Origin of the sequence: Parapedobacter deserti (assembly GCF_042646065.1) — a bacterium.
GTDB classification, from domain to species: Bacteria; Bacteroidota; Bacteroidia; order Sphingobacteriales; family Sphingobacteriaceae; genus Parapedobacter; species Parapedobacter deserti.
In genome coordinates, this window is sequence record NZ_JBHRTA010000038.1 from 920676 (window position 1) to 939513 (window position 18838).

Here is an 18838-nt window from a genome sequence, read left to right on the forward strand (position 1 = left end):
GTTTTTAGCCCCATTGGCCCAGTAAACTTCGCTTCGCTATATGCTCAAGTCGCCGGAAATACTTTATATTGATGACGAGGCCAATAACTTAATCAGTTTTAAGGCTACCTTTAGATACCGTTATCCGGTATACACCGCGATCAACACCGATGAGGCACGCGAGATCCTGCGTTCAAATCCCAACATCCGGGTGATTTTTTGTGATCAGCGGATGCCAGGCGAGATGGGGATTGACTTTTTGCATAAGATTAAGCTTGATTTCCCGAGACCGGTCCGAATCCTGCTTACTGCTTATGCGGACATGGAGACAGTAGTAGATGCGGTAAATAAAGGACATATTTTTAGGTTTGTTCGTAAACCTTGGTTGGAGGAGGAAATCATTTCCTCCATTGAGGAAGCTAACAAATTTTACATCGCGAGTTCAATGCTGGATATCAGGAATGAAGAGCTCCAAAAGGCGTATGATGAACTTGATAAATTTGCCTATAGTGTCAGCCATGACCTTCGCGACCCGCTGACAGGTGTTTTGTCGGCGATAAAGCTGGCGCTAGAATTTGACACCGTAGACCGCATCCACGAGATACTGGCACTGATGGAAAGTTCGGTGCTAAAACTGAATTCTTATATAAACAGCCTGCACGACTATTATCTCTTAAAGCGCGGAGAGCTATCAATCGCAGAAATTGATTTCAGGTCATTATTCGAACATTTATTGCATTTTTACAGTATTTACACCCAAAATAACAATGTTGAGTTTAGGGTTAGAGCGGAACAACAGGAGGAGTTTAAAAGTGATGAAACGGCATTGCAATTGGTCCTGCACAATTTACTTTCCAACGCTTTCAAATATCAGAAAAAAGATGGCGATAATAAATTGGTGGAATTATCGGTTTCGGTAGAAAATAATAAAGCTACCATACGGGTAAGCGATACCGGGATTGGAATCGCAGAGCATGATCTTGAAGATATTTTCAAACTTTTTTTCAGAGGGAGCGATCAGGCTGACGGTACGGGGTTTGGACTTTACAACGTAAAAGGCGCATTGGCTAAACTTCAGGGTGAAATCTCGGTGCAATCGATCGAAAAGGAGGGAACAACCTTTACTGTAGTGATACCTAGTAAGTAGCTGTACGTTTAGTTTTGATTCAAGATAGCAGCTTTTGCCTGAGTAAAAACTCAAGCTGTTCGTTCGTTACTTCGAGTTTCGAAAACGATTCTTTAATTTTTTTCTGCTCCGAATAAACTTCGTAAGCTCGTCGAATTGTTTCATCTAATTCTTCTTCGCTCCAGGGCTTATTCAGATAGTGGAATATTTTGCCTTTGTTTACTGCGTCTACTACAGCACTCATGTCCGCATAGCCAGTAAGAAGAATTCGCATTGGGTCAGGATTTACCTGGATTACCTCCTCTAAAAACTCGACCCCGGTCATTTTAGGCATCCTTTGATCTGTTATAATGATGTCTATCGGTTTTTCCTTAAAAAGCTGAATCGCTTCCGTACCACTTACTGCTGTATAAACCCTATATTTCAGACGAAATGTGGCTTTGAAAGAGATCAGATTATTCTCCTCATCATCCACGTATAAAACTGAAATCTTATCCTCCATGTGCTTTTTTCTTTTGGACCTTTGGATATTTTAAGAAGCAAACTGCGTACCTTTTTCAGTTTTCCTGTTTTTTAACCTGGCGTTAACGGTGCCCCACGTATTTCCACCTTCCAAGTTACCAAACTTTATCGATATGTGGATAAAAATAATTAATAATTTAAGGCAAATGTTGATGAATGCAGCTGTTTGTAATAAGTCGGTTCGGGTTTACGATATTTTTATTCCAATAGCATTTTTTATTGCTCAATAGGTAAAACAACGGCCGGTAGAAGAACACCACCTTCTCATTGCTGACATTCTTTAAGAAGGTGGTGTTTTATGAAACGGATATACAATAGCAGTTTTTTGCTACGCTCCAAGCTGCACCCGTTTGAATTGGGTCACCGTTAAACCTTTGGAAACGCTATCTAGGAACTGTGCGATGTTTTTAGAAGAGTCTTTCACAAACTCTTGGTTAAGCAATGTGGACTCTTTGTAAAATTTGTTGAGTTTACCCTGTGCGATTTTCTCCACCATTTCTTCTGGCTTGCCTTCGGCACGGATTTGCTCTTTCGCAATTTCAAGTTCCCGTTCGGTGGTGCGTGCATCTACATCGCCTTTGTCTATCGCGACTGGGTTCATGGCAGCGATTTGCATGGCTACGTCCTTTCCGGCCTCATCCGCGCTTTCGACAGCCTGGTTAAGGCCGACCAGTACGCCTAACCGGTAGTTGCCGTGGATGTAAGGTACCACCTTTTCGGCTTCGATAATTTCGTATTTGGAAACATCAATTTTTTCGCCAATTTTACCCGTTTGGTCGAGTAGAAGGTCCGAAATCTTTACACCGTTTATTTCCAGTTGTTTCAATGCGTCGAGCGATATCGGTGTTTGGCTTACGGCTACGTCAGCGATGTTTTCTGCAAACGCAATAAAGTCGGCATTTTTTGCGACGAAGTCTGTTTCGCAATTCAATTCGATGATGACGCCTTTTTTGCCGTCAGCAGTTGTCTTAGCAATCACTACGCCTTCATTTGAATCGCGATCCTGACGGCTGGCCGCTACTTTAGCACCCTTTTTCCGCAAATAATCAATCGCTGCCTCAAAATCGCCATTGGCTTCTATCAATGCTTTTTTACAATCCATCATACCTGCGCCAGTTTGCTGACGCAGCTTGTTTACATCTGATGCTGAAATTTGTACTGTGGACATGTTGTTTTCCTCGTATTGTAATTAAGAAATTATTTTCGTTGATCGGCACTTTTCGTTCGGCGCCGTTGCAAAGATGATCAAAAATGATAGCAAAAAACCGGATGATACGGTCGGTTAACGGAAAGATAATGCTTCCGAAACCTCCGGTTTATCCATCCGGCTTTTCTTGCAATTATTCTCCGTCTTGCGAATCTTCAGTTTCCGCTGTCGCCTCTGCTTTTGGCTTGCTGCGGGGACGTTTTAACGAAGCTTCGGTTTCAGTTTCAGCTTGTGCTTCTTTTACATCTGCGCTAGCCGCCGGCTCTTCACCACGATCAATTTTAGCTTTAGCAGCGGCAGCTTCTTTTTCGGCTTCTTCCTCTTTATCGCGTTTGCGTTCTTCCAAGCCTTCCTGAATAGCTTTTCCGATAATTTCGGCGATGAGCGTGATCGACTTAGTGGCATCATCATTGGAAGGAATAGGAAAATCAATATTCGTCGGGTCAGAATTGGTGTCGACCATAGCAAATGTCGGGATATTCAATTTCAACGCCTCGCTTACCGCAATATGTTCCTTCTTCACGTCGATTATGAACAATGCTGCTGGCAACCTGTTCAGGTCGGCGATGCCGCCTAGCAAGTTTTCCAGTTTGATACGCTCACGCTGAATCATCAACCTTTCTTTTTTTGACAGGACATCGTATGTTCCGTCTTTGGTCATCTTATCGATGTTCGACATCTTTTTGATGGACTTGCGCACCGTGGCGAAATTGGTAAGCATACCACCCAGCCAACGTTCAGTCACATAGGGCATATTTACGGCTCTCGCTTGGGCCGCAACGATTTCTTTGGCTTGTTTTTTGGTAGCCACAAATAATACTTTTCTGCCAGACTTGACCACTTGCTTAATAGCGGAAGCAGCCTCTTCGAGTTTGACTAAAGTTTTATTTAGATCAATAATGTGGATGCCATTGCGTTCCATGAAAATGTACTTAGCCATTTTCGGATCCCATTTGCGGGTAAGGTGTCCAAAATGCACACCTGCATCCAATAATTCCTGATATGTTGTTCTTGCCATTGTTGTGTTCTCCTTGAAAAATTAACGTTTACTAAATTGGAATTTCCTGCGTGCTTTGCGGCGTCCGGGCTTTTTACGTTCCACCATCCGGTCGTCGCGCGTCACCAAGCCTTTGGCGCGCAATGCAGGTTTCACTTCCGGGTCGAGCGTTATTAGCGCTTTGGCTATCGCCAGACGAACAGCTTCCGCTTGTCCTTTGATTCCTCCCCCGGCTACGTTAACTTTTACATCGTAGTTGCCAGTTGCACCGGCTACTTCTGTGCTTTGGGTTACAATATATTGCAATGGCAATGTTGGGAAATATTCTTTATAGTCCTTACCGTTTACGGTAATGTTGCCGCTGCCAGCAGATAGATAGATGCGTGCAACTGCAGTTTTCCTTCTTCCTGAAGTGTTAGTTGTTGACATTTCTTGGCTCCTTAAAATTTAACAGTCTTTGGATTCTGCGCAGCGTGAGGGTGCTCACTGCCTGCATACACGTACAGGTTTTTAAACAGGGCACGGCCCAAGCGGTTTTTGGGTAGCATGCCGCGTACCGCATGCTCAACGATGCGCTCGGGATGCTTAGCCAACAACTGCTTTGGAGAGCTGAAGCGCTGTCCCCCCGGATACCCGGTGTAACGGCTGTATACCTTCTCTTCGAGCTTGTTGCCAGTCAACTTAACTTTGTCTGCATTGATCACGATCACGTTATCGCCGCAGTCTACGTGTGGGGTGTACGAAGGCTTGTGTTTACCCCGGATTACTTTTGCAATCTGAGATGACAAGCGCCCCAAAATCTCGCCCTCAGCGTCAACGACGATCCACTCCTTGCTGACGGAGTTTTTGTTGGCAGAGACAGTTTTGTAACTTAACGTATTCACTTGCTTTGTTTTGAAATAATTAATAAATATATTTAGCCCCTTGAGTTTAAGGGACTGCAAAGGTACGATAATAATATTGATTTTTCAAAGTTATGGGGCAAGTAATAATAAGGGGGTGTTCTTTTCTATTGATTGTGATGGTTGGTGCTATCGGAGGCTGGGGAAATCCCGCTTTAGCCCAGGAAGATGTCATCATGCCCAAAATACTGAATGCTGGCGACAGCTTGCTGATTAAGGAGCTGTATTTTAAGGGCGTACAGCAGCGGTCATCGGGCCAGTTGGCAGCGGCTGAAAACACATTTGGGAGGTTGGCGCTGTTGCAGCCCGATAGCGATGCCATCCACTTTGAGTTGGCACGGATTCATTTGGAAAGAGCGGATTATGTGGCAGCTGAGCGCGCTGCAAAACGGGCAACGGAACTCGATCCGGACAACGAGTGGTACTGGTCTACGTTATTGGATATATTTCAGAAAAAACAGCGGCTAAAGGAAATGCCCGCTGTATTCGACCAACTGATCAGGCTTAACCCAACCAAGGCAGCGTATTATCACGATAAAGCTTATGCTTTGTATGCAGACAAACAGTTTGATGCGGCGTTGGCGGTATATGACACGATAGCGGAAAAGTTTGGAGCGGCTGATGACCAATATCTTACAAAATATCAGATCTACTTGGCCCAAGGTGATAGGCGCGCAGCGATCAACGAATTGCAGATGCTTATTTCCAGAAAGCCGCAGGAAAGTCAGGGTTATATACTGCTCGCCGAACTATACACGGAGGGTAAGGAGTCGAAAAAGGCCCTGGCGTTGTTGGATAACGCGGCCGAATTGTTTCCCGACGAGCCACTGGTCTTGCTTGGCAAGTCAGATACGTATTTAGCTATGGGGAAACAAAATATGGCGTATAGCTATCTCCGTCAGGCATTCATGAGCGAAGACCTTGGCCTTGATGCCAAAGCTGGGATACTATATACGGCTATTTCAGGCCGAAAACATCGTATTGAACCAAGAATGCTGGCGGAATTGGCAAACTTACTAGCCGAGCGCCATCCAGGAGAAGCCAAGGCACATGCTGTGAAAGGGGATATTTTTACCCAGTTGCATCAGCTAGAGCAAGGACGCCAAGCGTACCAGGACGCTATAGGTATCAATCAGTATATTGACGGGATTTGGCAACAATTGCTGCAGGTGGAGCTTCAACTCGGCCGATATGACGATGTTGAAATACATGGCAAAGAGGCATTGGCGCTATTTGCAAATCATCCACTGATCTTGTTTTTTACTGGGCACGGATATCTTGGGAACAAGAAATATCAGGAAGCGCGCAAGCACATGGAATCTGCTTTGAATAATGCCGGTGAAGAGCATATACCGCTGCTTACACAGGTATACAGCAGCCTCGGCGATATTTACCACGCGTTATCCATGTTTGCGGAATCCGACGTGGCGTATGAAGAAGCCATAGCCCTTGACAGCACTAATGCCTATGCACTCAACAACTACGCCTATTATTTAGCGCTGCGAAAAGAGAAATTGCCGCTTGCGGCGGAGATGTCGAAAAAGTCGATTGAACTCACACCGGATTATGCTTCTTATGAAGACACCTACGCTTGGGTGCTTTTCCAGCAGGGAAAATACGATGACGCACTGAAGTGGATAAAAAAGGCTATCAAAAATTCCGGTGATCCATCAGAGACCTTGTTAGAGCATTACGGAGATATTCTCGCCATGTTGGGGAATATAAAAGAAGCATTGGTACAATGGAAGAAAGCAAAGAATATTTTGGAGTCCACTGGCAAGGATATTGATAGGCTATCAAAAAAAATTAATGCGAAACAATACATTGAATAAGAGGGCGCTGTGGTTGATCTTGTTGGCCTCCGTCATATCGTGTGCCCCCAAGAAGGAACTGGCCAATGCAGCTGCCAGTGAAAAAAGAGCTTCGCGCACCGAGCGGTCAAATGTTATTGGCGGCGTCGTCAAACAGCAACTGCATTTCACGACGATCAGCGGGCGGGCCAGAAGCAAAGTAGCGATCAATAACGATAGCTATGATGTGACAGCAACGATACGTGTTGAACGGGACAAGGCTATTTGGATCTCTGTAACGGCGCTTATGGGGATTGAAGTCGGCCGATTGCTGATTACACCGGATAGTGTTAAAATCATCAACCGTTTGCAGTCTGAATATATCAAAAAACCATTTAATTATCTGTACCACTTTTCGACCGAGGGATTGGATTTTTTTAATTTACAGCACATTTTGGTTGGAAATGTGATCGGTCCGGTTGTTGATGATGATGCCGAAGTATGGAGCTTGGATGGTGAATATGTGTTGCGAAACCGTATCGATGAGGTATCATATACGACACAAGTGAATGCTGATTATCGGCCAGTGATCCTGTTTATGGGCGAACCGCTCCGCAATCAGCGGCTAGAAGCGTTTTACGCCGACTACAGGCACGCTGACGGCAGGGCCTTTCCTCACGATATGAAACTCTTGATTACTGCTGATAAATTAAACCTTCGGTCAGAAATGAGATACACAAGGGTGATTTTTGATGACGCCCTTGAAATGCCTTTCAGCATACCCCCGAGGTATAATGAGGTCGAATAGTATTAGATGCTGTATGATTATCGGGGTAGTTTTATTACTTTCGCAACAACAATTGGCTAAGTGAGCATACTAGAACAAGTAGGTTATTGATGAAGTGTATCAGTGGAACATTAAGTGTAATAGCGTTCTTCCTATCGTTGGGAATGGGGTATGCACAAAGCAGCGCGGAACTGAAAAAGCAGCGAGAACGCCTAAATAGGGAAATCGAGCAGCTCAACCAGAGCCTGAAAAGCACATCGAGCGACAAGAGTCTCTCGTTAAAACAAGTGAACGCGTTAAATACGCAATTGCGCCTGCGCGAACAAAAAATCAGTACCATTAATAAGGAGATCAAGCTAATCAGCAATCAAATCGCGTCACACAATAAAACGATCCAAGATTTGCGTAACCAGTTGTCTAAGTTGCGCAAAGATTACGAACGCATGATCATGTTTGCTTTTCGTAATCGTAACGCCTATAATAAAATGATGTTCATTTTTGCGTCAAAGGACTTCAACCAAGCATTTAAGCGGGTGAAGTATTTACAGCAGTTTAATGAATCACGGCGAGAACGGGCGAAAGAAATTGAAGATACACAGAAAGCGATAACGCTAAAGGTGGCGCAGCTGGAAGCGAGCAAAAAAGAGCAGGCAGCGCTGCTGGCCGAGCAGCAGGAGGAGCGGAAGGTTATCGCTCAAGAACAAGGAGCAGAGTCTAAGGTCTTGCAGGCGCTTACACAGCAAGAGAAAAAATTCAGGCAGGAGCTGCAAAAGAAACAGCAGGAAGACGAGCGCCTGGCGAGGGCGATCAGAACAGCCATTCAGCGTGAGATTGAAGAGCAGCGGCGCCTAGAAGAGGAAGCGCGTAAAGCCGCGCTGGCCTTGGAAGCCGAGCGGACGGGGAGGACCGTAAAGGAAATTGAAGCAGAAAAACCCGCGGTGCGTAAAAGCGACACAGAAGTGCTGGCCAACACTCCGGCTGCGGCCAAGCTTTCCGCCGATTTCGCCAGCAACCGCGGTCGCCTTCCCTGGCCTGTTGAGCAAGGGCTTATCACCCAGGGCTTTGGGAGGCACACGATTGGAAGGAATGTCATTGTTGACAATTCAGGGATTAAAATTCGGACGGCAAACGATACGCCGGTACGAGCGATTTTCAATGGAACCGTAAGCCGAGTCATCAATATGCAGGGCGCATATGTTGTTCTCGTACAACACGGAAAATATTTTACGGTGTACCAGAACCTGAAAAACCCGGTGGTTAAACGCGGGCAGGCGGTGCAAACTGGGCAAGCGTTAGGCGCTGTTTTGACAGATTCTACCGACGGGACCTCCGAGGTGCACTTTGAGATCTGGGAAGGTGCCGCTCCAATAAACCCCGAGCCGTGGCTGGCGAAATAGGTGAGATTATTTGTCCAAATAAAAATATTCTCCGTACATTTGTAAAATCCACGGTGCTGTAGCAAGGTGGGATTAGTAATTTTTAAAACAACGATTATGTTAGATTCAGTGTTGTTATTTCTAGGAGCGCAGGAGATTATTTTGATTGTTTTAGCGCTTCTTTTACTATTCGGCGGAAGGAAAATTCCGGAATTGATGCGCGGAATGGGGCGTGGCATCCGGGAGTTCAAGGAAGGGCAGAAAGAAACCCCTAAGGAAGAACTGGAAGAGAATAAACAATAATATAGCCAATATACTAAGAGACTTTATGCCAAACAGGATTTGCGTGGCATAAAGTCTTTCTATTTTAACGTGAGCCTTCACATCGTTCGCATCCTATTGTCTAACCAAAACAATAAAAGCCAAATGTTTACGTTTTTCACTTAGGACATAAGAAACCAACGGTATTTAATTGTTGAACGGATAGGCCGTAACGTTGCCTTGGGCTTTATGATAAAAATCACCTACTAACGAGTACATGAAATTATATGGAATTTCGGCGGTGGCCGTGGGTAGTATATTATGCATGCAACCGGCATTCTCCAAAACCCCCTCACTTGATTCGCTTCGAGACATCTTAGTGGAAAATAGTATTAATGATAGCCTTAGTGCGCGGCTAGACTTAATCGCGGACAGTATGCATTTGGCTCATTTCGAAAACGGGATTGATGCGCCGTCGATTTTTGAATTTGCCCCTTCCACTATGGAAGGGCGCTTAGCGTATTTGCAGAAAACCATTCCACTGACCTACAATGCTCAGGTACAATCTTATATCGATATGTATAGCACAGACCGTTATAAGCGCTACCTTTCACGTATGTTGGGGCTCGGTCAATATTATTTCCCGATCTATGAACAGGTTTTTGCTGAGACCGGTGTACCTGACGAGATCAAATACCTGTCTATCGTTGAATCAGCGTTAAACCCCCATGCCGTGTCCCGCGTCGGAGCCACCGGCTTGTGGCAATTTATGTTTGCCACAGCGCGGCTTTATAATTTGGCAATGGATAGCTATATCGACGAGCGTAAGGATCCGGTAGCCGCAAGTTACGCTGCAGCCGCTTATCTATCGGATGCCTACGATGAATTTGGAGATTGGTTGTTGGCCATTGCTTCTTATAACTGTGGCAAAGGAAATGTGCTGAGGGCCATTCAACGTTCCGGGCTGAAGGATCCTGACTTCTGGGCGATTAGCCCATATCTGCCGAGAGAAACGCGAAATTACGTGCCGGCATTTATTGCGATGACCTATATGCTGGGTTATCATAATGAACATAATATAACGCCGATTGAAACAGATGAAATACTGTCGAAAACAGAAACAGTATGGGTTCAGAAATTTGTGCGTTTCAGCGGCGTAGCCGATGCATTGAATATTGATGAAGACATTCTTGAATCGCTCAATCCGGCATATAAAAGAAAGGTGGTGAACGGCAGCCCCGAATCTCCGAAAAGGCTTGTTCTTCCCGAGGTGTCGCCCGCAGCTTATTCAGCGTTGTATGCGGCATTGAATGACCCACAAGGGGGTGCTATGATTCTTAATGCATCAAACAATGCAGGGCCTAAGGGACATTCAGCGATCCACCGCGTGCGCAAGGGAGAAACATTAGGTGGTATTGCTAAGCTGTACGGAGTGACAGTACAGGATTTGCGCGCATGGAATAATATCAAAACGAACGTTATTGTCCCTGGTCAAAGTCTCAATATTCAATCAGCTGTGTCACCATCATCCGAAAAGAGGACTTCGCCGTCTGCCGGATCATATATCACCTATCGGGTGAAAAAGGGAGACACGCTGTCAGCCATCGCTCAGCGTCACCGTGGTGCGAGCGTATCGACCATCAAGCATATCAATGGTTTGAAAGGTAATAACATCAAGCCAGGCATGACATTGAAGATCGGTGTTAATTAATCCACATTATTGAAGCCAAGCGGCATCTTCGCCGCCGTCGCACTCATGGAGATTGACCGTTACGTGTTCCTTAAGGATCGTCGACAATTTTAATCCCGAGAAATCGCTGAAAATTGGGAACTTGTGGTGTGAACGGTCTATCAACACCACCGTGCGCATCTTCTTTAATGGTACATTAAAGAAAATTCCCATGCCATAAGCAAGCGTCCGACCACTATTCAATACGTCGTCTACGAGGATAACAACTTTGTTCTTCACCTGCTCAATGGGATTGTCGGTGTGTGCATCTAATGTTCGACTCGTTTTATCCAAGGTAACCTTGATGAGTTGGATGTCAAGCCCAGAAATCCGCTCAAGTATTGCTTTCAACCGCTGTGCAAATATGTAACCACGTTCTGCTATTCCCACTAATACCAAAGACTTTTCGCTGAAATTGTCTTCAAGTAGTTGGTACGCAATTCGGATGGTTTTTTTTTGTATCTGCTCTTGGTTGAGGATCAAAACTTTTTTTTCGGACATATCGTCATAGTGAAATAGCCTGGTAAAAATAGCAAATATTCGTGAGTACTTCAAATGTCAGGCAGTAAAGGCTAAAAAAGCAGGATGAAACGGAAAAAACACATGTGGAGTTAGCAAGAAACAGCCTCGAATAGCACAAGACTGTTTCGTTGCGACGTTACAAGTCGGGGCTTACCGTCATCAGTTGAACCCAAAAAGCAGCGGAAAGATAAAGGTGACTATGACCGCCCATATACCATAAACGGGTAGATAGAAAGCGATAGCTTTCCCGACCCTACTTATATCAGCACGGTTTGACAACACCTTGAAGAGCTGCACGGTTACTGACAGCAGGTTTGCTAAAATCAATACATTGGCACCTAAAACTGCAGTCCTATTAGGTGTGAGCCCCCATTCCGAAATCCGGAAGAGGATGGCGGAAAGCGCTACCCCGTTTACAGCGATGGTTACAATTGCTAGTAGTGCGAGAATCCACATTCCGACACGGCTTTTTTCCGACTTGGACATTTCGGCAACCGAGAAGAAAATGATAGCCATAACACCAATTAACAATCCATTGAAAATTAACAGAAATTCCCGGTCATTATAGGGGTCTTTTCCGGAGTAAATTATTGCTGCAAGGTAGGTTACCAGCGTCGCCAACACAAGTGGACTGAATATCCTGGCAATGACAGGAGAGACCTTACTTACCAATTGCGGATTAGTTTGGATAAGGAAAGTGGCGACAATTGGGGTGGCTGCAAGCCCGACCAACCCGATATTCTCAACGTAAAACTTTTCGATGTTGAGGCCGATCAGTGAAAAGAGGCCGATGGTTATGCCCGACAGGAAACCACCCACAATTATAATAAGGCCTGTCATCACCAATAAATCACCGTTGTAGGCCAAGAAGCCGGACCGTTTCACGCCGCTGCTGTCTGTTCCGCCGATGAAAGCGAATGCCAATATCAGCCAAAGCAATATAGGAAGGTGAATGGAGGACAATAGCAATGTGTCACTTTCATTATTGCCGGGGAAACAATTGATAAAAACCAGGCAAACGAGCAGGACGACCGCGATAGCCATAGATTTGCGTGGCGATATTTTGTTTTTCCAAGCGAAATAAGCCGTCAACAACGGGAATACGATGAAGCCGATGTTCCTTGAATAGAAGAATTCCTCGTCTAATGACAATAATGCCGGCAGCTTAACGAAGATGCCTGTAAGACATGAAGCGGCGAGCACAAAAACAAGATCACCTCGGGTACCCCAGAAAATTCCATCATCTGGGAAGTTCAGCCGTTCATTCCAATACTCAATGAGGGGATTGTCTTCGATTTCGGGATACAGTGTATTAAATACGCGCTTGAACGCGTGCTTGTCCGCCCGGTATAGCTTCTCAAGCTGCCTAGCGTTGCCGAGGTTTGAAAGAATTTCCGTTTTCATGCAATGTTTCATTAATAAAGTATTCGTCTTATAATTTGTTTTGAAAGAACTTTGCATTTCAAAGTTGTCGAATAAAAAAAAAATGCTATTTGTGACTATTTCTGTGATTTGATCAACTGCTCTAACGCCTTCAAGTGGTTATCGAACGCTTTCTTTCCTGTTTCAGTGATGAAATATTTGGTATTTGGTTTTCGATTCACGAATGACTTTTTCACACCGATGAACGCTTCTTTTTCCAGCGCTTTGATATGACTTGCGAGGTTACCATCGGTCACGTCAAGAAATTCCTTCAGCGAGTTAAAGTCAAGCGTGTCATTGACTGACAAGGCTGACATGATGCCAAGCCTAATCCTGCTTTCAAACGCTTTATGCAAATTGTCTATGGATATCTTCACCGCTCGTATCGATAATGAATGTAAATGCCATAAACAATATGAAGTAACCCGAATCCGAATGCCCAAAACAGCAGGCCGTAGTCGGTGAAATATACGCTGATGAGGCCTAGTCCCACTTCCAACAGACCAAGCGCCCTAACAGCGCCGTAAGTGAATTTTCCGGCGTTATACAACGCAAGACCGTAAAATATCAGCGTGAAAGGAGCGGCTAAGCCGATAAACCCTTTTGAAATCAAAAGCAGAATAAGCAGCCCGCCGGTGACTAGCGGCACAGCCAGATCAATCAACAGTCGTTTAGCGGTAGCGTTCCATAGCTTTTCGCCACGTTTATTCGCTTTTTTGTAAGAAAGCAGAATAGCTGTTACTAAAGCCAAAAATAATGTAGCCAATGCTAATGCTGCGAGTTTCAGGAGGGCGTTCGACTGGTCCTCCAACACTGGAGTAACTATCAACCCATCAGCGTTAACATGAAAGAGACCGTAAGCCAAATAAGCTCCGATTAGGGCATAAATGCCTGCCATTATACCTGCCCATCCTGAAAGTGACAAAAATTTCGATGTACGCTCCATCATGGAACGAATTGCCGCAATCTCCTGAAAGTAGTCCTTTTCGTGTTTCATCTAAAAGTACTTTTTTTTTCAAAGTTAAATACAAATTTCAAATTTGCAAAGCAGAAGCAGCCAAAATCGCCAAATCACAATTAATGGGATTTCACGGATGGCAGCAGGTGTGAAAACATTACCGGTTGATATTTCCTTTTTTGACGGAAACCACTAAATTTGCGCGATAGTTTACGGGATGTAGCGCAGCCCGGTAGCGCGCTTCGTTCGGGACGAAGAGGCCGCAGGTTCGAATCCTGTCATCCCGACTTGAGAGGACAAAACAGCTTTACGCTTATTTTGTCCTTTTTTATGTGATGGCAAACTGCAGAAGTTAATTCTTCATAAACGTGTTTTTGTACTGTCGACCGCAGAAATACACTTTCGGTAATGATCAGGGTTGTGCCCACGAACCTATTTATAAAGCAAATATTTTTTTCTCATCTTTCTATAGGCAACCAGGTCCGATTCCCAAGTCTCACGGATTTCTGCTTCGGATTTGCCTGCTTCGATCTGTTTTCTAAACTCCGAAACTCCGGCAAGATGATCGATATTGCCGATTTGCCGATGAACGCTCCGATCAAAGAATTGCGCTTTATTCGGAAATTTAGAATATAACTCTATCATCCAGGCCAGGTTGATTTTTTGGGACTCAACCAGTTTTTCCAAGTCAGAATTACGCAGGTCTAAGCCATAACATGTTTGATCCTGATAGAGCGGATCTTCGGCCCTGCCTGGCATGGAAATAGGAATGTAGGAGAAATCGTACATTCCCTTAAGCATAGGTCCGCCGATAACCGTAAAGGGGTAATCCGTACCGCGTCCATGATTTAATGCGACACCCTCAAAGAGGCAAGTGGATGGATAAAGCAGGACGCCGGCTTCCGTATTCAAATTAGGGGAGGGGTTTACAGGCAGCTTGTACAACATGTCATGGCGATAATTGGCGTTTTTTACGATGCTAAGCTTGCATTTCAAGTTATCTGCTAACCAGCCTTCGCCATTGACCATCTGCGCAAATTCGGCTACTGTCAACCCATGGCTTATCGGAATGGGAAATTGCCCGATTCCGGATTTTAAGTTCATATCCAATATAGGGCCATCGATCAAATACGCATTGGGATTTGGGCGGTCCAGAATCATTAATTCCTTTCCATACCGTGAACAGGATTCCATGACATCCCTTAATGTATTGATGTTCGTATAGAACCTACAGCCGACGTCCTGAATGTCAAAGACGAGTATGTCCACATCGGCCAAATCCTCTTTACTTGGTTTATTCTTTTTTCCATAAAGTGAAATAACTTTGACGCCTGTGCTCGAATCTACTTCATCCGAAACTTCCGTTCCATTACTCGCATTGCCCCGAAAACCATGCTCTGGTCCAAAAACTTTAGCTACCGTTACTCCCCGTTTTAACAGGCTATCCAGCAAATGCGTGCTTCCGATTACGCTCGTTTGGTTAGCGACTAAGGCAACGCGCTTGCCCTTAAGTTTGTCGATATAACGTTCTGTTTGTTCAGCGCCAGTCTTAATAACATCATTTGCATATTTCAATTGAGCATATAAAAGGTTTGCCAAGAGGACCAGACTGAGCGCGATGTAGGGTGTTTTCTTCATAACGAATTTATATTGTGTTAGACTAAGGTATGTAGTTTATTCCGTATTCTTCCTAGTAGAAACAGAAAGATGGTAAGATAGCATGGCTTTGCAGCGATGTTTCGTTGCTTCTGGTTAATTCCACAATAAAATCAAACAACCCGTTATATACGATGTTTGATACTATAAAGAACACCAGTAATCGCTATGAAATTTTCATGTCAGACCAAGTTGGTTTTGTTGCATATGTTAATGATTTGCATAGCGACAGGTTGCGCAGCTCAAAGCACTAACGACCAGCGCAGATTGGATGAACGGGTGAAAGCATTTCTGGAGGCGAACCGCCATGAGTGGGAAGACCTGAACGTGCCCTACGAAGATGGTCAGGTGCTGCATGATCTCATTATCCGCAACAACTCCACGTCCGCCTTGGAAATTGGCACATCTACAGGTCATTCCACCATATGGATGGCATGGGCACTCAGCAAAACAGGGGGCAAATTGGTTACCATTGAAATTGATGAAAACCGGCAAAAGGTGGCCATTGCCAACTTGGAGGAAGTCGGCTTAGCGGACTACGTCGATTTCAGATTGGGAGACGCTCATCGCCTTGTCAAGGAGCTTCGTGGGCCTTTTGATTTTGTTTTCGCAGACGCCGATAAAGACTGGTATGTGCAGTATTTCAAGGATATCGACCCGAAACTTGTGGCAGGAGGCATTTTTACAGCCCATAATGTGCTGCAATCTATCCGCGGAATCCGTGAGTACATGGCGTTTGTGGACAAACATCCAGGATACGTCACCACGGTCGATAAGTCGAGCAGTTCGGGTATAGCCATAAGCCTGAAAAAATAACACCAGCGTGATACCCCCGTACCTTTCTTGCGCAAAATTTGTTGCATATTCCACACAATTATATTAGGTTAGCAACCCATGCAAGTAACGAATAGTGTAACAGCAACACCGGGACGATCATTTATTTTTTTCCTTTGCAGCTGCTTATTAGGGTGTGCCGGGCCAGCTGGAGAGCAAGCCAGCGATCCCAAACGTCCGTCGTTTGACCCGATTGTGGGAATCGATTTCTACGAGGTAAGACGATCGTTTGATAATGGCTTGGCATATGATTCTATCGGTTTCGTACAGGAACCGGAATGGCACGTGAAGTTTACCCGGGAGGATGCTATCCAAATTTATGTGCCCGGTAGTGATTCCTCCTTTAATTTCCAGATTACCCATGATCACGACTCATTTTTCCACTTTGCAAGAGAAAGCTGGAAGGTGATCGAGCTTCACCCAGACAGTATAACGCTGCAGCGACTCAGCCTCGATGGCTTAAAAGTGAATAAAATACGTTCAAATGTGTATATGAAATTTTACTCCGGGAATTTCCTCGACCGGCTGAGTATCCCATTGGGCGAACTGCGCAAGCCGCGAAGGCAAGACACGCTGTTTGTGCAGGAAATGGTGCAGCGTGCCAATCGGAACTCCGACAACGTGGACAGCTCTTTTTCATCAAAAAATTATCCGAAATTGGTAACCAAAAGCCCAGCTTTAGCGATCAAGCGTCGCAGCTACGACAGCTTGGAGGTGATCAACCAATCATCAGCTTATGCGTATCTTTACCCTGAGTATGACATCGTCATCCAAGGGGCGTACAAAGATTTTTACCATACGTTTTCAGTGCTTGTGGGGCCTGATGGCCAGTTGCGTTTGGGCAAATTCTTTGTTATGCCGGAGTTTGAAGAATCCCGCCGGAGAGTGCTGTCAGGCATCGTGTCGGTTTATCTGCAGAACATGCTGGAAATCACACCCGCAACCACATTGGGTATGCCACATAATAGCGTGGTTTATTTACGCGTGCGCGGCAAAACGAATAAAACATAATCATGGGTAGCGCAATTCGTTACAGCGTTTTTTTTGCATTGGCGATCTTGCTGTGGGCGGTGGCTGAATGGCTGGTTGGGCTTCATGATAAGTATATCCGCTATCACGAATACTTTTCCTATTTTTTCGCTGTCCCGTCAGTAGGTATTATGTATTTGGGTATTCGGAGCGGCGGACGCCCGCCGGAGAACCGCATGAGTTTCCGAAGCGCTTTTTTAAGAGGGCTTGGCATTACAAGTGTCGTTTCTATCCTATGCCCCCTGATGTGGTATCTATTCTGTGTGTTTATAAATCCTGCCTTTTTGGATTACATGATGCGGTATGCGATTGAGGCAAAAGGCATGGATCCGCAACTGGCGATGAAGAGATATTCGTTATCCAGCCACTTGTTTGTTTCGACACTTTCCACAGCAGTGGTTGGAGCGGTTATTTCGCTAGTGGTGGCCATCATTCTGGCGCGCCGGAAGCCTGCAGTGAGCGATGCGCCGACACAGTCGAGGATAAAGCCAGTTCCTTGAAGTTACTTTGCACATTTATATGAACACAGTAACTATTCATAGCTCATTCCCGTAGCGCGCAAGCCCCATTTTTGAAAAGAAAAAACAAAAGCTGCCGAACGCAGTTCACAGTAGAAAGAGTTCCGGTTTACATGGGATTGTTTATTTTAGACGCAAAAAAAAGAGAAAGATGTTTGACAAATTGATGGAGGCCCGCCAACGTGCGGAGGAAATAAAAAAGCGACTCGACAATATTACAGTGATAGGGGAAGTAGAGGGAGGACTGATTAAAGTAATAGCGACGGCGAATAAGGAGGTGACCGCGGTCAGCATTGATCAGGAATTCTTGTCAGACGCAGGAAAGGAAGAACTGGAAGAGTTGCTTGTTGTGGCTGTAAACAAGGCGCTGAAACAAGCAGATAATATAAGCCAAACCGAAATGCAGGGCGCCGCAAAGGATATGCTGGGAGGCTTGGGTGGTTTATTCGGGCAGCCGTAACGTAAGGCGTACTTTGTTTACCATCATACATATATATAATTATGAAAGCAATTTATTACGGGCATGCCAGCGTGGCACTCGAATTAGAAGGAGCGACCGTTCTGTTTGACCCTTACATTACGCCCAACCCTAAAGCGGAGAAAATCGATATCAATAACCTGAAACCGGACTATATTGTGTTGAGCCACGCACATGACGATCACGTAGCGGATGTTGCAGCAATACAGAAACGCAGTAAAGCGAAGGTAATGGCTGTAGTGGAAACGGCCATGTGGGTAAACCGGCAAGACGTTCCTGAGTCGGACATCATTCCGTTCAATTTCGGTGGTACGGTGCAGACCAACTTCGGAAGCATCAAGATGGTGTATGCCCTGCATACCAATTGCGCACCGGACGGGCAGTATGCCGGTGTACCCGCTGGTTACGTATTACAAAGCGGAGGAAAAAAGATCTATTTTGCCGGTGATACAGCACTGACTATGGAGATGAAGTTATTGGAATCCGTTGGTCTCGACTGGGCGTTCTTGCCCATCGGTGGCTTTTATACGATGGACGTAGAGGATGCCATTTTGGCCAGCCAGTTTATCAACTGCAAAAACATCATTGGTATCCATTACAACACATTCCCGCCCATTTCCATAGACACTGACTTGGCTCGCCGTAAGTTTGAAGACGCTGGATTCAACCTTCACCTTTTAGACATCGGTGAAGAAATGTCCTTATAAAAAATGTTGGAGAAACGCGTTTCTCCAACATTCGGTAG

General features: G+C 45.1%; 21 protein-coding genes and 1 tRNA gene. 12 read left to right on the forward strand and 10 right to left on the reverse strand.

The window, feature by feature from the left end; all coding sequences use genetic code 11:
- The first annotated feature begins 40 nt into the window (after positions 1–40).
- Positions 41–1126 (forward strand): hybrid sensor histidine kinase/response regulator, encoded by a 1086-nt coding sequence (locus ACFOET_RS16445; protein ID WP_379024644.1) that lies wholly within the window; start codon positions 41–43, stop codon positions 1124–1126.
- A gap of 19 nt (positions 1127–1145) precedes the next feature.
- On the opposite strand, the gene ACFOET_RS16450 is transcribed toward ACFOET_RS16445, so the two are convergent.
- From ACFOET_RS16450 to rplM, 5 genes are all read right to left on the reverse strand, one after another.
- A complete protein-coding gene (locus ACFOET_RS16450) occupies positions 1146–1607 on the reverse strand; it encodes a response regulator (RefSeq protein WP_379024646.1) in 462 nt (153 codons plus the stop codon).
- 348 nt (positions 1608–1955) lie between these two features.
- A complete protein-coding gene (gene tsf, locus ACFOET_RS16455; RefSeq protein WP_379024648.1) occupies positions 1956–2795 on the reverse strand; it encodes a translation elongation factor Ts in 840 nt (279 codons plus the stop codon).
- Positions 2796–2967: 172 nt separating this feature from the next.
- Entirely contained in the window at positions 2968–3852 is an 885-nt protein-coding gene (gene rpsB / locus ACFOET_RS16460; protein ID WP_379024650.1) for a 30S ribosomal protein S2, read from the reverse strand.
- Positions 3853–3873: 21 nt separating this feature from the next.
- A complete protein-coding gene (rpsI, locus tag ACFOET_RS16465; RefSeq protein WP_262249355.1) occupies positions 3874–4260 on the reverse strand; it encodes a 30S ribosomal protein S9 in 387 nt (128 codons plus the stop codon).
- An 11-nt stretch (positions 4261–4271) separates the two neighbouring features.
- Complete coding sequence (gene rplM, locus ACFOET_RS16470) at positions 4272–4715, reverse strand: 50S ribosomal protein L13 (RefSeq protein WP_379024653.1); 444 nt, start codon at positions 4713–4715, stop codon at positions 4272–4274.
- 92 nt (positions 4716–4807) lie between these two features.
- Here rplM and ACFOET_RS16475 point away from each other — a divergent pair, with 92 nt between their 5' ends.
- The 5 genes from ACFOET_RS16475 (at position 4808) to ACFOET_RS16495 (ending at position 10658) form a co-directional block, all read left to right on the forward strand.
- Positions 4808–6565, forward strand: coding sequence for a tetratricopeptide repeat protein (locus ACFOET_RS16475; protein WP_379024655.1), 1758 nt, complete (start codon positions 4808–4810; stop codon positions 6563–6565).
- Positions 6543–7331, forward strand: coding sequence for a DUF4292 domain-containing protein (locus tag ACFOET_RS16480; RefSeq protein ID WP_379024657.1), 789 nt, complete (start codon positions 6543–6545; stop codon positions 7329–7331). The genes ACFOET_RS16475 and ACFOET_RS16480 overlap by 23 nt, the downstream gene beginning before the upstream one ends.
- Before the next feature lie 89 nt (positions 7332–7420).
- Complete coding sequence (locus ACFOET_RS16485) at positions 7421–8707, forward strand: murein hydrolase activator EnvC family protein (RefSeq protein ID WP_379024659.1); 1287 nt, start codon at positions 7421–7423, stop codon at positions 8705–8707.
- 96 nt (positions 8708–8803) lie between these two features.
- Positions 8804–8989 carry a twin-arginine translocase TatA/TatE family subunit gene (gene tatA, locus ACFOET_RS16490; RefSeq protein WP_090627988.1) on the forward strand — a complete coding sequence of 62 codons (186 nt, stop codon included), beginning with the start codon at positions 8804–8806 and terminating at the stop codon, positions 8987–8989.
- A gap of 235 nt (positions 8990–9224) precedes the next feature.
- Positions 9225–10658 (forward strand): LysM peptidoglycan-binding domain-containing protein, encoded by a 1434-nt coding sequence (locus ACFOET_RS16495; RefSeq protein ID WP_379024661.1) that lies wholly within the window; start codon positions 9225–9227, stop codon positions 10656–10658.
- A 6-nt stretch (positions 10659–10664) separates the two neighbouring features.
- Here the strand turns inward: ACFOET_RS16495 and ACFOET_RS16500 are convergent, their stop codons facing one another.
- The 4 genes from ACFOET_RS16500 to ACFOET_RS16515 all read right to left on the reverse strand — a co-directional run bounded on the left by ACFOET_RS16500 (position 10665) and on the right by ACFOET_RS16515 (position 13617).
- Positions 10665–11177 carry a phosphoribosyltransferase family protein gene (locus ACFOET_RS16500; protein WP_379024663.1) on the reverse strand — a complete coding sequence of 171 codons (513 nt, stop codon included), beginning with the start codon at positions 11175–11177 and terminating at the stop codon, positions 10665–10667.
- Positions 11178–11357: 180 nt separating this feature from the next.
- Positions 11358–12602 (reverse strand): hypothetical protein, encoded by a 1245-nt coding sequence (locus ACFOET_RS16505; RefSeq protein WP_379024665.1) that lies wholly within the window; start codon positions 12600–12602, stop codon positions 11358–11360.
- Positions 12603–12697: 95 nt separating this feature from the next.
- On the reverse strand, positions 12698–12997 hold the full coding sequence (locus ACFOET_RS16510; protein ID WP_379024667.1) for a winged helix-turn-helix domain-containing protein: 300 nt from the start codon (positions 12995–12997) through the stop codon (positions 12698–12700).
- Positions 12994–13617 carry a hypothetical protein gene (locus ACFOET_RS16515; protein WP_379024669.1) on the reverse strand — a complete coding sequence of 208 codons (624 nt, stop codon included), beginning with the start codon at positions 13615–13617 and terminating at the stop codon, positions 12994–12996. The genes ACFOET_RS16510 and ACFOET_RS16515 overlap by 4 nt, the downstream gene beginning before the upstream one ends.
- A gap of 174 nt (positions 13618–13791) precedes the next feature.
- On the opposite strand from ACFOET_RS16515, the gene ACFOET_RS16520 reads away from it, so the two are divergent.
- Positions 13792–13865, forward strand: a tRNA-Pro gene (locus tag ACFOET_RS16520).
- Positions 13866–14010: 145 nt separating this feature from the next.
- Here ACFOET_RS16520 and ACFOET_RS16525 read toward each other — a convergent pair.
- Positions 14011–15216 (reverse strand): exo-beta-N-acetylmuramidase NamZ family protein, encoded by a 1206-nt coding sequence (locus ACFOET_RS16525; protein WP_379024671.1) that lies wholly within the window; start codon positions 15214–15216, stop codon positions 14011–14013.
- A gap of 186 nt (positions 15217–15402) precedes the next feature.
- On the opposite strand from ACFOET_RS16525, the gene ACFOET_RS16530 reads away from it, so the two are divergent.
- The 5 genes from ACFOET_RS16530 (at position 15403) to ACFOET_RS16550 (ending at position 18800) form a co-directional block, all read left to right on the forward strand.
- On the forward strand, positions 15403–16050 hold the full coding sequence (locus ACFOET_RS16530; RefSeq protein WP_379024673.1) for an O-methyltransferase: 648 nt from the start codon (positions 15403–15405) through the stop codon (positions 16048–16050).
- A 78-nt stretch (positions 16051–16128) separates the two neighbouring features.
- Entirely contained in the window at positions 16129–17079 is a 951-nt protein-coding gene (locus ACFOET_RS16535; RefSeq protein WP_379024675.1) for a hypothetical protein, read from the forward strand.
- Between the two features lie 2 nt (positions 17080–17081).
- On the forward strand, positions 17082–17597 hold the full coding sequence (locus ACFOET_RS16540) for a DUF4199 domain-containing protein (RefSeq protein ID WP_379024677.1): 516 nt from the start codon (positions 17082–17084) through the stop codon (positions 17595–17597).
- Between the two features lie 136 nt (positions 17598–17733).
- On the forward strand, positions 17734–18075 hold the full coding sequence (locus ACFOET_RS16545) for a YbaB/EbfC family nucleoid-associated protein (RefSeq protein ID WP_379025132.1): 342 nt from the start codon (positions 17734–17736) through the stop codon (positions 18073–18075).
- Positions 18076–18116: 41 nt separating this feature from the next.
- The gene (locus ACFOET_RS16550; protein WP_379024679.1) at positions 18117–18800 is read left to right on the forward strand and encodes a metal-dependent hydrolase; all 684 of its coding nucleotides are present in this window, start codon (positions 18117–18119) and stop codon (positions 18798–18800) included.
- Positions 18801–18838 lie beyond the last annotated feature (38 nt).